The organism is Novosphingobium aureum, assembly GCF_015865035.1.
In the GTDB taxonomy this organism is placed as follows: domain Bacteria; phylum Pseudomonadota; class Alphaproteobacteria; order Sphingomonadales; family Sphingomonadaceae; genus Novosphingobium; species Novosphingobium aureum.
In genome coordinates this window covers 402,563-418,466 of sequence record NZ_JADZGI010000002.1, presented here as the reverse complement: position 1 = coordinate 418,466, position 15,904 = coordinate 402,563, and the positions used below count along the sequence as shown (strand labels likewise).

Below are 15,904 nucleotides of genomic sequence, written 5' to 3'. Positions count from 1 at the left end.
GGAGACGTCTTATCCTCTGGCCTGCGCTTACTTCTTCTTGCCGAAATCGACCGAAACGACATTCGAGCCGTCGTCGCTGGGAGTAATGCGCGAGGCGACGTCGCGTTCCGCGCCGTCGTTGCCCGCATCGCCGAGTTCGTCTTCCTCGTCATCATCCATCGCCTGGAACTGCAGGCCGAAGTCCACTGCGGGGTCGACGAACGCGGTGATCGCCGAGAAGGGAATCTCGAGCTTGGCGGGCATCTGGTTGAAGCTGAGGCTCACCGTGAAGCCGTCTTCGCGCACCGAGAGATCCCAGAACTTGTTCTGCAGGACGATCGTCATCTCGTCGGGGAAACGCGTGCGCAGGTCCGCGGGGATGTTCACGCCCGGTGCGCCGGTCTTGAAGGTGATGTAGAAGTGGTGATTGCCGGGAAGAGCGCCGCTCGTCGCTTCGACCTGGCCCAGCACACGCCCGACAACGGCGCGCAGGGCTTCCTGCACGATCTCGTCGTAGGGGATCAGGCTGTCTGGTGGCGTATCGTTCATCGGGCTCTAGGTGCGCATCGAAGCCCTTGCGGTCAAGCCACCGGATAGGGGTTTTTAGACAGTCTGATGGGTTTTGGGGGGATTGTGCAGCCTCCCGGGTTCATATCGTGCGCAGCCTCGCACGAATACATGCAATTGATTCCGCGCCACACCTGTCTATAGGCCAGCCCATGCGTACAGCCTCGATCATCCGCAAGACTCACGAGACCGACATCCGCATCGAGATCAACCTCGACGGCACCGGACAGTACGACGTCTCGACCGGCATCGGCTTTCTCGATCACATGATCGAGCAGTTCTCGCGCCATTCGCTGATCGACCTGGTGTGCCACGTGAAGGGCGACCTGCACGTCGACCAGCACCACACCACCGAGGACAGCGCCATCGCCATCGGCCAGGCCATCGCGCAGGCGCTGGGCGACAAGGCGGGGATCGGTCGCTACGGCGAGGCCCACTCGCCGATGGACGAAGCGTTGTGCCGTGTCGTGCTCGACATCTCCGGGCGGCCCTACTTCGTGTGGAAGGCCGGCTTCACGCAGGAAAAGCTGGGCGAGTTCGACACCGAACTGGTCGAGCACTGGTTCCACTCGGTCTCGCAGGCGGTCGGCATCACGCTGCACATGGAACTGCTCTACGGCACCAACAACCACCACATCTGCGAGGGGCTGTTCAAGGGCTTCGCGCGCGCCATGCGCAGCGCCGTCGAGCTCGATGCGCGCAAGGGCGGCGCAGTGCCCTCGACCAAGGGCATCCTCGGGGGCAAGTCGCTCTGATGGCGCAGAAGCTCGCCCTCATCGACTATGGCGCGGGCAACCTGCATTCGGTCGCCAATGCGCTGAAGGCCGCTGGTGCGGAAAAGGTGACGGTGACCGCCGATCCGATGGCCGTGCGCACCGCCGATCGCATCGTTCTGCCGGGCGTCGGGGCGTTCAAGGCCTGCGCCGACGCGCTATGGGCGATACCCGGCATGGTCGATGCGCTGCACGAGCGGGTGCAGGTAGGCGGCGTGCCGTTTCTCGGCATTTGCGTCGGAATGCAGCTGCTCGCGACGCGCGGGCTCGAATTCGGCAGCACCGAGGGGCTCGACTGGATACCGGGCGAGGTGCGGCTGATCGAGCGCACCGACCCCATGGTCAAGGTCCCGCACATGGGCTGGAACGACGTGGGCGTAGGCAGGGTCGACCCGGCCCATGCGCTGATCGAGCCGGGCGAGGCCTATTTCCTGCACTCCTATCACTTCGTGCCCGACGACGGCCACTCGGTCGCGGCGATGAGCGATCACGGCGGCGGTCTCGTCGCAGCGGTCGCCCGTGACAATGTCGTCGGCGTGCAGTTCCATCCCGAGAAGAGCCAAGCCTACGGCCTTTCGCTCCTCTCCCGTTTCCTCGACTGGAAGCCCTGAAGCCATGATCGTCTTTCCCGCCATCGACCTCAAGCAAGGTCAGGTCGTCCGCCTCGCCGAAGGTGATATGGACCGCGCCACCGTCTACGGCGACAACCCCGCCGCACAGGCGATGATGTTTGCCGAGGCCGGTTCGCAGTTCCTTCACGTGGTCGATCTCGACGGCTCCTTCGCGGGTCGTGCCGAGAACCGCGAGGCGGTCGAGGCGATCCTCGAGGTGTTCCCCGGACACGTCCAGCTGGGCGGCGGCATCCGCACCCCCGAGGCGGTCGAGGGCTGGTTCAAGCTCGGCGTCAGCCGCGTCGTGATGGGCACTGCCGCGCTCAAGGACCCGCAGTTCGTCAAGGACATGGCGAAGGAGTGGGAAAACGGCATCGTCGTCGCGGTCGACGCGCGCGACGGCATGGTGGCGACCGAGGGCTGGGCCGATGTCTCGAACGTCTCGGTGGTCGACCTTGCCCGCCGCTTCGAGGATGCGGGCGTTGCCTCGCTGCTGTTCACCGACATCGGGCGCGACGGCATGCTCAAGGGCTGCAACGTGCAGGCAACCGTCGATCTGGCGCGTCAGACCGACATGCCGGTCATCGCATCGGGCGGCGTGAAGGGCCTCGACGATATCCGCATGCTCAAGCTCCACAAGGCCGATGGCATCGAGGGCGTGATCACCGGCCGCGCGCTCTACGACGGGCGGCTCGATCTCGCGACCGCGATCCAGATGGCCGAGAAGGACTGATCCGATGACCGTGCGCGTCCGTGTCATTCCTTGCCTCGACGTCGCCAATGGCCGCGTGGTCAAGGGCGTGAACTTCGTCGATCTCAAGGACGCGGGCGATCCGGTCGAGCAGGCCCGTGCCTACGATGCGGCGGGCGCGGACGAGCTGTGCTTCCTCGATATCTCGGCGAGCCACGAAGGGCGCGGCACGCTGCTCGATATCGTCCGGCGCACCGCCGAAGTCTGCTTCATGCCGCTGACCGTGGGCGGGGGCGTGCGCACTGCCGAGGATGCGCGCGCGCTGCTGCTCGCGGGCGCTGACAAGGTGGCGGTCAATTCCGCAGCCGTGTCGCGGCCCGAAGTGGTCTCCGACATTTCTGAGCGGTTCGGTGCGCAGTGCATCGTCGCCTCGGTCGATGCGCGCCGGGTCGACGATGGCACCGGCCCCAAGCGCTGGGAAATCTTCACGCACGGCGGGCGCAAGGCCACCGGCATCGACGCGCTCGAGCATGCGGTGAAGCTCGCTTCGCTGGGCGCTGGCGAACTGCTCGTCACCTCGATGGATGGCGATGGCACGCAGGCGGGCTATGATCTCGATCTCACCCGCTCGATTGCCGACGCGGTCTCGGTGCCGGTCATCGCCTCGGGCGGCGTCGGCAACCTCGATCACCTCGTCGCGGGCGTGCGCGAGGGCCACGCCAGCGCGGTGCTGGCGGCTTCGATCTTCCATTTCGGCAAGCACTCGATCGCCGAGGCCCACGCCGCGCTGCGCGCCGCCGGCTTGCCCGCCCGGGCCTGAGCACAAGCGCTTCGCTTGACCCGTCCGCCCCCGCACAGCATGGCAGGAGCATCATGAGCCAGTCCGCAACGCCTATCTCCGCACAGACCCTGGCCCGCCTCGAGGCGACCATCGCCGAGCGCGCTGCCGCCGATCCGCACAGCAGCTACGTCGCCAAGCTCAACGCCAAGGGTCTGCCCAAGATCGCACAGAAGCTGGGCGAGGAGGCGACCGAGGCGGTGATCGCCGCGCTCGTCGAGGACAAGGCAGCCTTGGTGGGCGAGGCGGCGGACCTGATCTTCCACCTCATGGTGCTGCTGGGCAACAAGGGTATCCCTTTTGCAGAAGTGCTCGCCGAACTCGACCGGCGCGAGGGCGTCTCGGGTATCGCCGAGAAGGCCTCGCGGCCCGCGGACTGAGCCGCTAAGCCTACCTGATACCGACCCTGCTTTCACGGAGTTGAGCGATGCCGATCGATCCGAGGCAACCCTACGAAGACAGCAATATCTTCGCGAAGATCCTGCGCGGCGAACTGCCCTGTAACAAAGTCTACGAAGACGAGGTCGCGCTTGCCTTCCATGACATCCGTCCGCAGGCCCCGGTCCACGTGCTGGTGATTCCCAAGGGAGCCTACGTCTCCTGGGACGACTTCACCGCCAAGGCCGACGATGCCGAGATCGCCGCCTTCATGCGCGCGGTCGGCAATGTGACGCGCCAGCTCGAGCTTGACGGGCCGGGCTATCGTCTCATGGTCAACATGGGGCAGGCGGGGCATCAGGAAGTGCCGCATCTGCACGTCCACATCTTCGGCGGGCGCCAGTTCTTCCAGATGATCGCCGACTGAAGCCATCTTTCCGGGGAAGGTGCGGTCGCAAATTCCCCGGTGCTTTCAAGGTGAAGGCGGCGCTTTCAACGGGAAAATGGGTCCTCTCGCCTTTGCCGGGGCGGCTATGGCTTTGCAGCGAGTCGCTGGCCCGCTATTGATCCGCGCGCAATGACGTCACCTTCCCGCGATCCTTCAACCGCCAAGACCCTGTTGCGCCCGACCAGCGGCGTGATCGATGGCGCGATCCATCGCTATCCGCTGCGCGTCTACTACGAAGATACCGACGCGGGCGGGGTGGTCTACCACGCCAACTACATCCGCTGGTTCGAGCGCGCCCGATCCGACCTGCTCGAGGTGCTCGGCATCGACCAGCGCGCAGCCCTCGACTCCGGCGAGGGGCTCTACACCGTCGCAGAACTGGCCATCCGCTATCTCTCGCCTGCGCGGCTGGGCGATATCGTGATCGTCGAGACCGCCGCGCGCGACGTCGGGCGGGTGCGCTGCACGCTGCACCAGGTCGCCTGGCGTGATGGCGAGAAGCTGGCCGAGGCCACGGTAAAGGTCGGGTTCATCAGTCCTGAAGGACGACCGCGCAGGCAACCCGAGGCGTGGCAACGCGCCTTCGACGCGGTTGTCGCCTCCGCCGTTCCCGGCACCGCCCCTGACCAACCCCACCGTTTCGCAGCCCCGGGCAAGGCCCCCGGCACGGAAGGACAAGAATGATACTCGACCTGCTTGCGCCCACGCTCGATTTCGCCGGTGACACCGACCGCCTCAATCCGCTGCGCCTGTTTCTCGAAGCCGATATCGTCGTCCAGGCGATCATGTTCGGACTGCTGCTCGCGAGCGTGTGGGTCTGGACCATCATCATCACTTTCTCGCTGCGCATCGGCGGCGTGAACCGGCGCTGCGGCGAGTACGAGCGCGGGTTCTGGGAGGCGGAAAACTTCGAGACCTTCCAGAAGCAGCGCGGACGCGGCGACGTGCCGATGGGCAAGGTCGCGGGTGCGGGGCTTGCCGAATGGCGCCGCAACGCGCAGCTGCGCACGCTTGACCCCGAAGGTGCGCGCCAGCGCATCGCGCTCGCCATGAATTCCTCGGTCGGCGAGGAGGCGGACCTGCTCTCCAACCGGCTGAACTTCCTCGCGACGGTCGGTTCGGTCGCGCCCTTCGTCGGCCTGTTCGGCACCGTCTGGGGCATCATGAACAGCTTCTTCCAGATCGGGCAGCAGCAGAATTCCTCGCTCGCGGTCGTCGCCCCGGGCATCTCCGAGGCGCTCTTCGCGACCGCCATCGGTCTGTTCGCCGCGATCCCCGCGGTCATCGCCTACAACCGCTTCTCGCACCGCGTGAACATGGTCGAGGGGCGCCTGCAGCGCTTCGCCGACAAGCTGCACATGGCGCTAACCCGCCAGCTGGAGTCGCGCTGACATGGCGATGGGTGTGTCAGGCGGCGGAGGCGGCAGGCGGCGCGGGCGTGGCCGTTCGCCCATGGCCGAGATCAACGTGACCCCGCTCGTCGACGTCATGCTGGTGCTGCTGATCATCTTCATGGTCGCGGCCCCGCTGCTCAAGGCGGCAGTGCCGATCGAGCTGCCCGACAGCCGCGCCAAGGCCATGTCCGAAGAGGCGCAGGAGATCACCATCACGGTACGCGCGGACGGGGCCGTGTTCCTCGATTCCGAGCAGCTGGCCGCAGGCGAGCTGCCCGAGCGCCTCGCCGATATCCCGGCCGGAGCCGACGGGCGCAAGCCGATGGTCGCGCTGCGCGCCGACCGCTCGCTCGACTATGGCCGCGTGGTCGCGCTGATGGGCGAACTCAACCGTGCCGGCTTCACCGCGATCTCGCTGGTGAGCGACGTCAGCGGCGGTTCAGGTAGCTGACGTAGATAACGGGCATGGAAAGGGTCGCGGGAACACTGGGAGTGCGCAAGGACGAAGGCGTCGGGCTCGTCGTCGCGGTGGCGCTGCACGCGGGGCTGCTGGCCCTGCTGGTGCTGCGTCCGTCCAGTGACGAGGTGATCAAGCCGCCGCAGCGCATCGAGGTCTCGATCAGCGACGAGGTCGGCGAGACCTCGACTTCGCCCGATCCCTTCAGCGAGGCCGCGCCCGATCAGGCCCCGACGCTCGGCGATCCGGCCCCGGCGCAGGAAGCCGCACCCGCGATCGAGACGCCGCCCGAACCGGCACCGCAGCCACAGGCCGCACCGGCGCCTGCACCCGAGCAGCCCAAGCCCGCGCCGCGCCCCAAGCCGGCGCCCAAGCCCAAACCCGCACCCAAGCCGAAGCCGGCTCCCAAGCCCGAGCCGAAGAAGGCCGAGAGCCGCAAGTCGAGCGCGATCGACGATATCGTCGCCAAGCCCTCGTCGAGCGTGAAGAGCGCCAGCAGCAAGGCCAAGGCCGAGCCCAAGAAGGCGGGCGGCAGCAAGATCGGTTCGAACTTCCTCGACGGCGTTTCGGGAGCCAGCGACGATAGTGGTTCAGGCTCGCCCGCAGCAGAGATCGGGCCGAGCGCGCGTTCCGCTCTCAACGCGGCGATCTCGCGCCAGCTCAAGCCGCACTGGCAGGCGCCGCAAGGGGCCGATGCCGAATTGCTGGTCACCCGCGTGCGCTTCCGCCTCAACAAGGACGGAAGCCTTTCGGGCGAACCGCAGGTACTTTCCACCAGCGGGCGCACCGCCTCGAACGCGGCGCAGGTCCAGCGCCATCAGGAACAGGCCGTTCGCGCGGTTAAGCTCGCAGCGCCCTTCAATCTGCCCGAGGATCTCTACGAGGGCTGGAAGGTCGTGACGACCAACTTTGACAGAAGGCTATCGCAATGAAGACGTTCTCCGCCCTTGCCCTTGGCCTGCTGATGTCCGCCTCGGTCCCGGCCATGGCGCAGGTCCCCGCTGCGTCCCCGGTGCCCATGCCGCAGGGCGCGCCCGCGCCGCAGGCCAGCGAAGGCCTCGAGGTCACCGTCTCGGACGACAGCGACTGGCAGGACCTTGGCATCGCCATCACCACCTTCGCCACCGACGCCGACGTGCCCACGCGCACCAATGCCGGCTCGACCGGCGCGCTGGGTAACGCAATCGCGCAGGTCGTCGCCGCCGACCTCAAGAACAATGGGCTGTTCAAGCCCTCGGGCCCCGATGGCCTGCCCCAGCCAAGCTTCGCGCAGGTCCAGGCCCCGGTCTACACCGTCTGGGCGAGCCGCAGCGCCGACATGCTGGTGCAGGGCTATGTCCACGCCAACGGTGACGGCTCGCTGACGGTCGGCTGCTATCTCTACGACGTCGCACTGCACAGCCAGCTCGACAAGGGCGGCTGGAAGGTTGGCCCGGCAGACTGGCGCCGCGCCGCGCACAAGTGCGCCGACATGGTCTACTCGCGCCTTTCGGGCGAGAGCCCGTTCTTCGATTCCAAGATCGCCTACATCGCCGAGACCGGTCCCAAGGACCATCGCATGAAGCGTCTCGCGGTGATGGATTCGGACGGCGCGAACCACCGCTACCTGACCAGCGGACAGTCGATGGCGCTGACCCCGCGCTATTCGCCCGACTATTCCAAGATCCTCTACCTGTCCTACCTCAACGGGCAGCCGAGCATCTACGCCTACGACCTTGCCACCAATAGCCAGAAGCTGATCGCCCGCACCGGCAGCCCGACGCTGGCGCCGCGCTGGTCGCCCGACGGCAAGTGGGTGCTCTATTCGATGGCCAAGGCGGGCACGACCGACATCTATCGCGTCTCGGCTGCGGGCGGAGGCACGCCCGAGCAGCTGACGCATGGTCCGGGCATCAACATCGGTGGCAGCTACTCGCCCGACGGCAGCAAGATTGTGTTCGAAAGCGACCGTTCGGGCTCGCAGCAGATCTACGTGATGAATGCCGATGGCTCGGGCCAGCAGCGCATCAGCTTCTTCGGTGGCCGCGCGGCGACCCCCGAGTGGAGCCCGCGCGGCGACCTCATCGCCTTCACCCATATCGCGGGCAACCTGCGCGTTGCGGTGATGACGCCTGCGGGGCGCAACATGCGCCACCTGACCGATTCCTGGCAGGACGAGGCACCGACCTGGTCGCCGAACGGGCGCATCGTGCAGTTCTTCCGCACCGAGAAGGGCTCGGGCCAGGCCTCGATCTGGCAGGTCGATCTCACCGGTCGCAACGAGCGCAGGCTGCCCACGCCAGTGGGCGCGTCCGACCCGGCATGGGGCCCGGTACGCCCCTGATTCGCTGTCTGCAGTGCGCCGCAGGCCGGTAGCATGCCGGGCCTGCGCGGTTGCCTGCCGTTCAGCTTGACAGCGTTAACTAGCGCACGGAACAACACACCAGCGCCGACCATTGGATAAGGTCGAGCATCAGAGGAGAATGCCCAATGTCTTCCGCTATCGCGATGTCCCGTAATTCCCGCATGGGTTCGCTCGCGCTGCTCGCCGCAGGCGCGCTGGCGATCTCGGCCTGTTCGTCGAAGGCTCCCAAGGAACTTCCGCCCCAGCCGGGCGAGGCACCGGTCGCGGGCAACCAGCAGCCGAGCGAGCCGATGGGCCCGCAGCCCGGCAGCCAGGCGGACTTTGCCGCCAAGATGATGGGCGCGGACACGATCTACTTCGATCTCGATCAGTACGACATCGACGCGATGGACCAGCAGGCGCTGCGCCGTCAGGCCGAATGGCTGATGCAGTACCCCAACAAGCGCGCCACGATCGAGGGCCATGCAGACGAGCGCGGCACGCGTGAATACAACCTCGCGCTGGGCGAACGCCGCGCCAATGCTGCGCGCAACTATCTCGTCAGCCTCGGCGTCAACGGGGCGCGCATCAACACGGTGAGCTACGGCAAGGAGCGCCCGGTGGCGCTCGGCTCGAACGAGCAGGCCTGGGCGCAGAACCGCCGCGCGGTCACCGTCACGATCGACTGATCGCGCGATTTCGGCCGGGTTTGGGCACGGGTGGGAAGCGCGAGACAGCCTCTCCGCCCGACCGGACGGCAAGATGCCCGCATCCGCAAGCGCTGCGGATCGCGGGCATTTTCGTGCCAATCCCAAGCGCTGGCCCGAGCGCTGCGCAACCCGCGCGTCGTCTCAGGGGTTGCATCGAAGACGAGTCGGAGCGTAACGCCACACGATCATGAGCCGCGCAAGACGATCCAATGACTGGGGCTTCCCGCGCTGGCGCAGCTATGGCAGCTCGCGCGAGGCTGCACAGGTGCGCCTGTGCGACCGGCACGGCTGCAACGAGCCCGGCGATTGTCCTGCGCCCAAGAGCCCCAACAGCCCTGACCGCTGGTATTTCTGCCAGAAGCATGCCGCGGAATACAACGCGGGCTGGGATTACTTCGCAGGTCTCGACAAGGAAGCTGCCGCCGAGCGCGAGGCGAGCGAGCGCGCCGAAGCGGCGGGCTATCAGGAATCGGCGCATTATGGCTGGGCGGGCTCGGGCGACGGCACCCGCAGCCGCGACGAGCTGCGCGCGCTCGAAGCGCTGGGGCTCGATCCCGACGCCGACTTCGACGCGGTGCGCAAGGCATGGCGGACCAAGGCGAAGGCGGTCCACCCCGACGTGCGCCCCGGCGACGAGGAGGCGGCCAAGGCCTTCCAGACCTACCAGCTAGCCTACGAGGTCCTGCGCGCCGCCGAAGACCGGCGCGAGTGGCGCGGCTAACGGCGCGCGAGCGCTGCCGCGATCCAGTCGCCGACCCGGTCGAGGTCGGGCAGCACGGCATGGGCGAGGGCATGGGCCTCTTCGTCCGCTTCGATCAGGTCCGGGACGAAGAGCACTCGCATCCCGGCGGCGGCACCCGAGCGCAGGCCATTGTGCGAATCCTCCACCGCCACGCAGCGCGCCGGGTCTACACCGAGGTTACGCGCGCTGATCAGGTAGGGCTGGGGATGCGGCTTGGGGTTGGCGACGTCATTGAGCGTGACGATCGAATCGAACAGATCGATGAAGCCCGCCAACCGCAGCTTCTCCTGTGCGATCGGGCTGCGGGTCGACGTGCATAGGCCGACAGGCAGATCGGTGCCTTGCAGCATCTCGAGCAATTGCACCGCGCCCGGGCGCAGCGGCACACCCTCGCGCCACAGCGCGTTGAACAACCCTTCGGCCTCGGCGTTAAAGGCGTCGATATCGGCGTGTTCGCCCCACAGGCGGCGCAGCGTCTGGTCGTTGACCTCGCGGTGGACGCCCACGAAGCTGCGGTGCACGTCTTCGGGCAGGTCGTGGCCGAGCGTCGCTGCCGCCTCGCGCTGCGAACGGCGGTAAAGCGCTTCGGTGTCGAGCAGGGTCCCGTCCATGTCGAAGATGATCGCCTCGGGCATGAAGTCTGCAAGGTCGGCGGCAGCAAGCGGCGCGGTGGTCAAGATGATGTGATCCTGTGCAAGTCTGAAAGCGAAGGGGCGACCTGCCCCTTCTAGCCGTGGAATATGACGCTGGCCCCTACACCATCGTTTCGGGCCGCACCACGCGGTCGAAGGTCTCGGCATCGACGAGCCCCAGCTCGAGGCCCGCCGCGCGCAGGGTCTGGCCCGTTTCGTGGGCATGCTTGGCGATCTTGGCAGCCGCATCGTAGCCGATCTCGGGCGCAAGCGCGGTGACGAGCATCAGCGAGTTGCCGAGCAGTTCGGAAATGCGCGCACGGTTGGGTTCGAGCCCGTCGAGGCAGCGGGTGATGAAGCTGTCCATGCCGGTCGCGAGCAGGTCGATCGAGCGCATCGTGGCAGCGCCGATCAGCGGCTTGAAGACGTTGAGCTCGAAGGCACCCTGCATCCCGCCCACGGTGATCGCCTGGTGGTTGCCGATGACCTGCGCCGCGACCATCGTCAGCATCTCGCACTGGGTCGGATTGACCTTGCCGGGCATGATCGAGCTGCCCGGCTCGTTGGCGGGCAGCTCGAGTTCGCCGAGACCCGAGCGGGGGCCCGAGCCGAGCCAGCGGATGTCGTTGGCGATCTTGGTCAGCGCGACGGCAAGCGTGTTGAGCCTGCCCGAGAAATCGACGAGCGTGTCGTGGCTCGCCAGCGCCTCGAACTTGTTGGGTGCCGAGACGAAGGGGAGCCCGGTCAGCGCGGCCAGTTCGGCAGCGACGTCCTCGCCGAAGCCCTCGGGCGCGTTGAGCCCGGTGCCGACTGCGGTGCCGCCGATGGCGAGGCGGCACAGGCCGTGCTCGATCATCGGCACGGTGCGCGTGCGGGCGAGGCGGACCTGCGCATAGTAACCCGAGAATTCCTGCCCCAGCGTGATCGGGGTTGCGTCCTGCAAGTGCGTGCGGCCGATCTTGACGATGTCGTCCCAGGCCTTCGTCTTGGCGAGCAGGGCGGCTTCGAGGCGTTCCATCGCAGGGACCAGCGCCTTGGTCGCGGCGCGCGCGGCAGCAACGTGCATCGCGGTCGGGAAACTGTCGTTCGAGGACTGGCCTTTGTTGACGTGGTCGTTGGGATGGACAGGCGCCTTGCCCCCGCGCGTGCCGGTCAGGATCTCGTTGGCGCGCCCCGCGATGACCTCGTTGACGTTCATGTTTGTCTGTGTGCCGCTGCCGGTCTGCCAGATGACCAGCGGGAACTGCTCGTCGAGCTTGCCAGCGGCAACTTCATCAGCGGCCTGCTCGATGGCATCGGCGAGCTTGGCATCGAGCCCGTGGCGCCGGTTCACCCGCGCGGCTGCCTGCTTCACCAGCGCCATGGCATGGACGATGCCGACCGGCATGCGCTCGCTCGCCGCGAAGGGAAAGTTCTCGATGCTGCGCTGGGTCTGCGCGCCCCAGTAGGCTTCGGCGGGAACCTCGACCGGGCCAAGGCTGTCGGTTTCGGGGCGGGTTTGCATGGGCATGTCTCACTTCACTGCTGCTTGCGGCTGCTGTCTCGGCAACCGGGCGGAGGCTGCGCGGTTGCACGCGCGCGGATGGATGCAGTTGATATGGGAAGCGCCGGCGCACAAAAAATCCCCCCCCGGCAAATGCCGGAGAGGGACAAGGTCGTCAGAGTCTGAGGGAATTTCAGAAACTTTGCGTGGGGTAGGTTGGGTGCGCGTGGCAGGCCAGTTTTCGATCCTGCGCAATCCGCCTGGTGGATAGTCGTGCGCAGCTGTTCATCCTTCGGAAGCTGTGTCGGGTTGCCCTTGGCGCTGCAGATCAACTCGCGGCTTAGCCGTAAGACCTACCCGGGCCTGCGTTTCGCGCGGCCAGCGACAGGATCGGTTTCCGCAATGCGGACAGATTCCAAGACTGGCCCGTTGGTCACCGGTCAGCGACTGCGAACGCAGTGGCTTCTGGCACCGAGGCCGCATAGTAGGTCATGGAAACAGGAGCGGCATTTGCGCCGCAACCGCCAGCCAGTGAGGACGAGCGCGTGAGCAAATATCTAATTCTGATCGATTTCATCAATGATCTCGTGAGCCACGAGCCGATGGCTGGCGAAATCGCCCGCCGCGATGTGCTGGGCAATGCAGCCAAGGTTCTGGCCAAGGCCCGCGCGGCTGGCGTTGCGGTCGGTCACGTACGGGTTGCATTCAGTGCGCCCGACCTTCCCGAAGCACCGGAGCGTTCGCCGTTGTTCGGCGGGTTCAAGGGTTCGGGCGCGTTGCAACTGGGAACGCACGGTGTCGATTTCGACGCTTCCGTCACGCCGACTGCTGACGAGGCGATCATCCTCAAGCATCAGATCAGCCCCTTCTGGAAGACGATCCTCGATGCCGAGCTGGAAAAGCACGATGTGAGCGAACTGTACATCGCCGGCATCTCGACGACGCTGGCGGTCAGTTCGACCGTCCGCGAAGCACACGATCGCGGGCTTGCGGTAACGGTCATTGCCGATGCCTGTGCTGCGGGCTCGCTCGCTGCCCACGAGGCAGAACTCGAAGCCTTCGGCGTGCTGTGCGCAGTGAAACAGGCCGACGAGATCGACTTCACGGCCTGATCGCATAACGCTTCGGCCGTTCAAGAAGGGCGTCGCTTCTCAAGGCGGCGCCCTTTTTCGTTTCGGGAAACGTGCGCGGTTGTTCTCGATTACCAAACGAGCGCTCCCCTGGGCGCAGCGGCTGACCTCGATGGCATCGAATCAGAGCTACCCGGTGATCGTCGCTTTGCTCCGGGTGCGGCAAAAAGGTCGCAGTTGGCAGGCGCGCATCCGCGGCCATTTTCAACTGCTGCGCCAAATGAGGTTCTCGGAGTGGCCCGGGTTTCGGTGATTTTCCGGGCTTGCACCGTCAATCATCCGCAATGCGGATGATTGGCGGTGCTAAAATTGTCCGGACAGACAGCTCGACGGATAACAATTGGCGACGCAAGAGCCTTAGAAAACGATATCCATCAAGGGGGACGCACATGTCCGGTAATCTGCTTAACCGCTGTTCCTACGCAGCAATCATGACAGTTTCGCTTCTCGCCACTCCGGCGCTTGCCCAGGAAGCCGCGAGCACTGCGCCTGCTGCCTCGGGCAATGACATTGTCGTGACGGCACGCCGCCGCGAGGAATCGCTTCAGGACATTCCGGTCGCGATCAACGTGGTTTCGCAGGACACCATCGAGCGCAAGGGCGTGCGAGACATGTCCAGCGTCGCGGCGATGACCCCTGGCCTCCAGTTCGACACCGGCGCATCGCCCGCTGACGTGCGTCCGAGCCTTCGCGGTGTCGCGCTGATCGAAGGGCGCTCCAACGTCGCGATGATCGTCGACGGTATCGACACCACCGGCGTCTCGCTCAACACCACGGTCGGTGGCGGCGGCAACCAGAACGCGACCGCGCTCATGGATATCGCCCGCATCGAGGTCGTGAAGGGACCGCAGGCCACCTACTTCGGCCGCAGCGCCTTTGCCGGCGCGATCAGCTTCGTGAGCAAGGACCCCGAGTTCGACCTCGGCGGAACGGTCAACCTCGCCATGGGTGCCTATGGCCAGCAGGAAGCGAGCGCGCACATCACCGGCCCGATCATCGGCGATACCGTTGCGGCAAAGCTCTCGGCGACCTACCGCGATTTCGCGGGCTTCTACAAGAATCCCGGCAACGGGCAGGGGCTCGATGCCAACCGGACCTACGGCTTCGGTGGCACGATCCTGATCGAGGACGGTGGCTTCACCGGCAAGATCCGCGCCAGCTACCTCAACAACAACGCGGGTCCGGGCGCAGGCTACGTCATTCCGCGTGCCGACACCTCGCTCTACGGCGTGAACACGATCACGGAGGGAACGTTCGACAAGAACGAGGTCAACATGTCCTCGGATCACCGCTACGCCGGCAACAATTCCGAGACCTATCGCGGCGTGCTCGATCTCGAGTACGACTTCGGAAACGGCTTCGTCCTCAACTCGCTCTCGGGTTACAACAAGACCAAGGGGCGCCTCGAGTTCGACTTCGACAAGGAGCCGCAGAACGAACCTCAGGGTGTCGATCTCGGCGGTGGGCTGGTCAACTGCCTCTCGATGGTCTGCGTCGGCATCTTCGACTTCGACAACGACCTTCAGCAGATCAGCTCTGACCTGCGCCTGAGCTACGACGGCGGTGCGTTCCGCGCGATGGTCGGTGGCTACGTGTTCGACGAGAACTACGAGGAAGTCGACTATTCGCGCTTCGTCGGGGCCAACAGCTTCATCACCAGCACCCGCGAGAACATCCCGGGACGTGTGAACCGGCTTAACACCAACACCTATTCGGGCTTCGGCTCGCTCGAGTTCGACCTCACCGACGCGATCACCGTGACCGGCGAACTGCGCTACAACCACGAAGTCATCTCGGCAGCGGCGACGACCGGTGTGAACCTGCTGTTCCTGACCGGCACCAACGAGATCGACTTCCGCGGCAAGACCAGCTTCGACGCCTGGCTGCCCAAGTTCAGCGCTTCGTGGAAGGTCTCGCCGGACTTCAACATCTACGCCAGCGCCGCCAAGGGCTCGAAGCCGGGCGGTTTCAACACCGGCCAGGTGCGCGACGACCTGCGCCCGTTCGGACAGGAGTCGATCTGGACCTACGAAGTCGGCGCCAAGGGATCGCTGCTCAACGGCGATCTGAGCTTCGAAGCCGACGTCTACTATTCGGACTGGAAGAACCTGCAGGTGACGACGGTATGCTACGGCAACCTGAGCCCCTTTGGCCCCGAGGCCGAATGCCCGACCTCGTCGGCCGTGACGCTCAACTACATCATCAATGCGCGAAATGCCGAGGTGAAGGGCGCCGAGTTCGGAGCCACGGCGCGTCCGTTCGAGTGGCTGACGCTCTCGGGCAACTACGCCTACACCGACTCCAAGTTCAAGGACTTCGAGGCGCGTGACGTGTTCCCGGCCCCCGCGGGTACCGATCGCCAGTTCGGTGGCAACCGCGTGCCGCTGGTGCCCAAGCACTCGGCCAACTTCACGGCTCACGTCGAGGCCCCGATTACGGGTGACCTGGACGGCTTCGTCGAGGGCACCGGCAACTACCGCAGCTCGCGCTATGCGCGCTTCGACAACCGCGTGAAGCTCGACCAGAAGTTCACCGCCGATGCGCAGATGGGCCTGAAGGGCGGTTCGTGGACGGCGCTGGTCTTCGTCAGCAACATCTTCAACGACCTGACGCCCGACTTCAGCCGCTTCTGGGGTTCGTTCAACCCCTCGACGACCAACGGCGAATACATCACGGCGCCGGCACCGCGCACCGGCGGTATCCGCTTCATCAAGGACTTCTGATCGCCTTGATCCTTCTTGGATCGGA

At 65.9% G+C, this 15,904-nt stretch carries 18 protein-coding genes; 15 read left to right on the top strand and 3 right to left on the bottom strand.

What is annotated here, in order from left to right; genetic code table 11:
- Window positions 1-27: 27 nt before the first annotated feature.
- A complete protein-coding gene (locus I5E68_RS15085) occupies window positions 28-528 on the bottom strand; it encodes an SspB family protein (RefSeq protein ID WP_197165443.1) in 501 nt (166 codons plus the stop codon).
- Between the two features lie 170 nt (window positions 529-698).
- Between I5E68_RS15085 and hisB the strand changes: the two genes are divergently transcribed.
- The 13 genes from hisB to I5E68_RS15020 all read left to right on the top strand — a co-directional run bounded on the left by hisB (window position 699) and on the right by I5E68_RS15020 (window position 9,890).
- On the top strand, window positions 699-1,301 hold the full coding sequence (gene hisB / locus I5E68_RS15080) for an imidazoleglycerol-phosphate dehydratase HisB (RefSeq protein WP_197165441.1): 603 nt from the start codon (window positions 699-701) through the stop codon (window positions 1,299-1,301).
- On the top strand, window positions 1,301-1,930 hold the full coding sequence (hisH, locus tag I5E68_RS15075; protein ID WP_197165421.1) for an imidazole glycerol phosphate synthase subunit HisH: 630 nt from the start codon (window positions 1,301-1,303) through the stop codon (window positions 1,928-1,930). Before hisB ends, hisH begins: the two co-directional genes overlap by 1 nt.
- A 4-nt stretch (window positions 1,931-1,934) precedes the next feature.
- Window positions 1,935-2,663 carry a 1-(5-phosphoribosyl)-5-[(5-phosphoribosylamino)methylideneamino]imidazole-4-carboxamide isomerase gene (gene hisA / locus I5E68_RS15070; protein WP_197165420.1) on the top strand — a complete coding sequence of 243 codons (729 nt, stop codon included), beginning with the start codon at window positions 1,935-1,937 and terminating at the stop codon, window positions 2,661-2,663.
- Window positions 2,664-2,667: 4 nt separating this feature from the next.
- Window positions 2,668-3,441 (top strand): imidazole glycerol phosphate synthase subunit HisF, encoded by a 774-nt coding sequence (gene hisF, locus I5E68_RS15065; protein WP_197165419.1) that lies wholly within the window; start codon window positions 2,668-2,670, stop codon window positions 3,439-3,441.
- A gap of 53 nt (window positions 3,442-3,494) precedes the next feature.
- Window positions 3,495-3,839, top strand: a complete 345-nt coding sequence (locus tag I5E68_RS15060; protein WP_197165418.1) for a phosphoribosyl-ATP diphosphatase — start codon at window positions 3,495-3,497, stop codon at window positions 3,837-3,839.
- A 47-nt stretch (window positions 3,840-3,886) separates the two neighbouring features.
- Complete coding sequence (locus tag I5E68_RS15055) at window positions 3,887-4,264, top strand: histidine triad nucleotide-binding protein (RefSeq protein WP_197165417.1); 378 nt, start codon at window positions 3,887-3,889, stop codon at window positions 4,262-4,264.
- Between the two features lie 150 nt (window positions 4,265-4,414).
- Window positions 4,415-4,969, top strand: a complete 555-nt coding sequence (locus tag I5E68_RS15050; RefSeq protein WP_197165416.1) for a YbgC/FadM family acyl-CoA thioesterase — start codon at window positions 4,415-4,417, stop codon at window positions 4,967-4,969.
- Window positions 4,966-5,676 (top strand): protein TolQ, encoded by a 711-nt coding sequence (gene tolQ / locus I5E68_RS15045; RefSeq protein WP_197165414.1) that lies wholly within the window; start codon window positions 4,966-4,968, stop codon window positions 5,674-5,676. The genes I5E68_RS15050 and tolQ overlap by 4 nt, the downstream gene beginning before the upstream one ends.
- A 1-nt stretch (window position 5,677) precedes the next feature.
- Window positions 5,678-6,130: an ExbD/TolR family protein gene (locus I5E68_RS15040; protein WP_197165412.1), complete on the top strand. Its 453-nt coding sequence runs from the start codon at window positions 5,678-5,680 to the stop codon at window positions 6,128-6,130.
- A 14-nt stretch (window positions 6,131-6,144) separates the two neighbouring features.
- Window positions 6,145-7,068 carry a cell envelope integrity protein TolA gene (gene tolA / locus I5E68_RS15035; RefSeq protein WP_197165410.1) on the top strand — a complete coding sequence of 308 codons (924 nt, stop codon included), beginning with the start codon at window positions 6,145-6,147 and terminating at the stop codon, window positions 7,066-7,068.
- Window positions 7,065-8,459: a Tol-Pal system beta propeller repeat protein TolB gene (tolB, locus tag I5E68_RS15030; RefSeq protein WP_197165408.1), complete on the top strand. Its 1,395-nt coding sequence runs from the start codon at window positions 7,065-7,067 to the stop codon at window positions 8,457-8,459. The genes tolA and tolB overlap by 4 nt, the downstream gene beginning before the upstream one ends.
- Window positions 8,460-8,605: 146 nt before the next feature.
- A complete protein-coding gene (gene pal / locus I5E68_RS15025; RefSeq protein ID WP_197165406.1) occupies window positions 8,606-9,148 on the top strand; it encodes a peptidoglycan-associated lipoprotein Pal in 543 nt (180 codons plus the stop codon).
- A 208-nt stretch (window positions 9,149-9,356) separates the two neighbouring features.
- Window positions 9,357-9,890 (top strand): J domain-containing protein, encoded by a 534-nt coding sequence (locus I5E68_RS15020; RefSeq protein ID WP_197165404.1) that lies wholly within the window; start codon window positions 9,357-9,359, stop codon window positions 9,888-9,890.
- Here I5E68_RS15020 and I5E68_RS15015 read toward each other — a convergent pair.
- Together I5E68_RS15015 and fumC are read right to left on the bottom strand one after the other, a co-directional pair.
- Window positions 9,887-10,588 (bottom strand): HAD family hydrolase, encoded by a 702-nt coding sequence (locus tag I5E68_RS15015; protein WP_228727217.1) that lies wholly within the window; start codon window positions 10,586-10,588, stop codon window positions 9,887-9,889. The genes I5E68_RS15020 and I5E68_RS15015 overlap by 4 nt on opposite strands.
- A gap of 76 nt (window positions 10,589-10,664) precedes the next feature.
- Window positions 10,665-12,053, bottom strand: a complete 1,389-nt coding sequence (fumC, locus tag I5E68_RS15010) for a class II fumarate hydratase (protein WP_228727216.1) — start codon at window positions 12,051-12,053, stop codon at window positions 10,665-10,667.
- Between the two features lie 518 nt (window positions 12,054-12,571).
- On the opposite strand from fumC, the gene I5E68_RS15005 reads away from it, so the two are divergent.
- On the top strand, window positions 12,572-13,138 hold the full coding sequence (locus I5E68_RS15005; protein WP_197165401.1) for a cysteine hydrolase family protein: 567 nt from the start codon (window positions 12,572-12,574) through the stop codon (window positions 13,136-13,138).
- Window positions 13,139-13,587: 449 nt separating this feature from the next.
- Window positions 13,588-15,879, top strand: coding sequence for a TonB-dependent receptor (locus I5E68_RS15000; protein ID WP_197165399.1), 2,292 nt, complete (start codon window positions 13,588-13,590; stop codon window positions 15,877-15,879).
- The last annotated feature ends 25 nt before the right edge of the window (window positions 15,880-15,904 follow it).

Bases quoted from the DNA above. Each gene is read 5' to 3' on its own strand.
- tolA (WP_197165410.1), top strand. From the start codon at position 6,145: ATGGAAAGGGTCGCGGGAACACTGGGAGTGCGCAAGGACGAAGGCGTC.
- I5E68_RS15040 (WP_197165412.1), top strand. From the start codon at position 5,678: ATGGCGATGGGTGTGTCAGGCGGCGGAGGCGGCAGGCGGCGCGGGCGT.
- fumC (WP_228727216.1), bottom strand. From the start codon at position 12,053: ATGCCCATGCAAACCCGCCCCGAAACCGACAGCCTTGGCCCGGTCGAG.
- tolB (WP_197165408.1), top strand. From the start codon at position 7,065: ATGAAGACGTTCTCCGCCCTTGCCCTTGGCCTGCTGATGTCCGCCTCG.
- I5E68_RS15020 (WP_197165404.1), top strand. From the start codon at position 9,357: ATGAGCCGCGCAAGACGATCCAATGACTGGGGCTTCCCGCGCTGGCGC.
- hisF (WP_197165419.1), top strand. From the start codon at position 2,668: ATGACCGTGCGCGTCCGTGTCATTCCTTGCCTCGACGTCGCCAATGGC.
- pal (WP_197165406.1), top strand. From the start codon at position 8,606: ATGTCTTCCGCTATCGCGATGTCCCGTAATTCCCGCATGGGTTCGCTC.
- hisA (WP_197165420.1), top strand. From the start codon at position 1,935: ATGATCGTCTTTCCCGCCATCGACCTCAAGCAAGGTCAGGTCGTCCGC.
- I5E68_RS15055 (WP_197165417.1), top strand. From the start codon at position 3,887: ATGCCGATCGATCCGAGGCAACCCTACGAAGACAGCAATATCTTCGCG.
- I5E68_RS15085 (WP_197165443.1), bottom strand. From the start codon at position 528: ATGAACGATACGCCACCAGACAGCCTGATCCCCTACGACGAGATCGTG.
- hisB (WP_197165441.1), top strand. From the start codon at position 699: ATGCGTACAGCCTCGATCATCCGCAAGACTCACGAGACCGACATCCGC.
- I5E68_RS15050 (WP_197165416.1), top strand. From the start codon at position 4,415: ATGACGTCACCTTCCCGCGATCCTTCAACCGCCAAGACCCTGTTGCGC.
- tolQ (WP_197165414.1), top strand. From the start codon at position 4,966: ATGATACTCGACCTGCTTGCGCCCACGCTCGATTTCGCCGGTGACACC.
- hisH (WP_197165421.1), top strand. From the start codon at position 1,301: ATGGCGCAGAAGCTCGCCCTCATCGACTATGGCGCGGGCAACCTGCAT.
- I5E68_RS15060 (WP_197165418.1), top strand. From the start codon at position 3,495: ATGAGCCAGTCCGCAACGCCTATCTCCGCACAGACCCTGGCCCGCCTC.
- I5E68_RS15000 (WP_197165399.1), top strand. From the start codon at position 13,588: ATGACAGTTTCGCTTCTCGCCACTCCGGCGCTTGCCCAGGAAGCCGCG.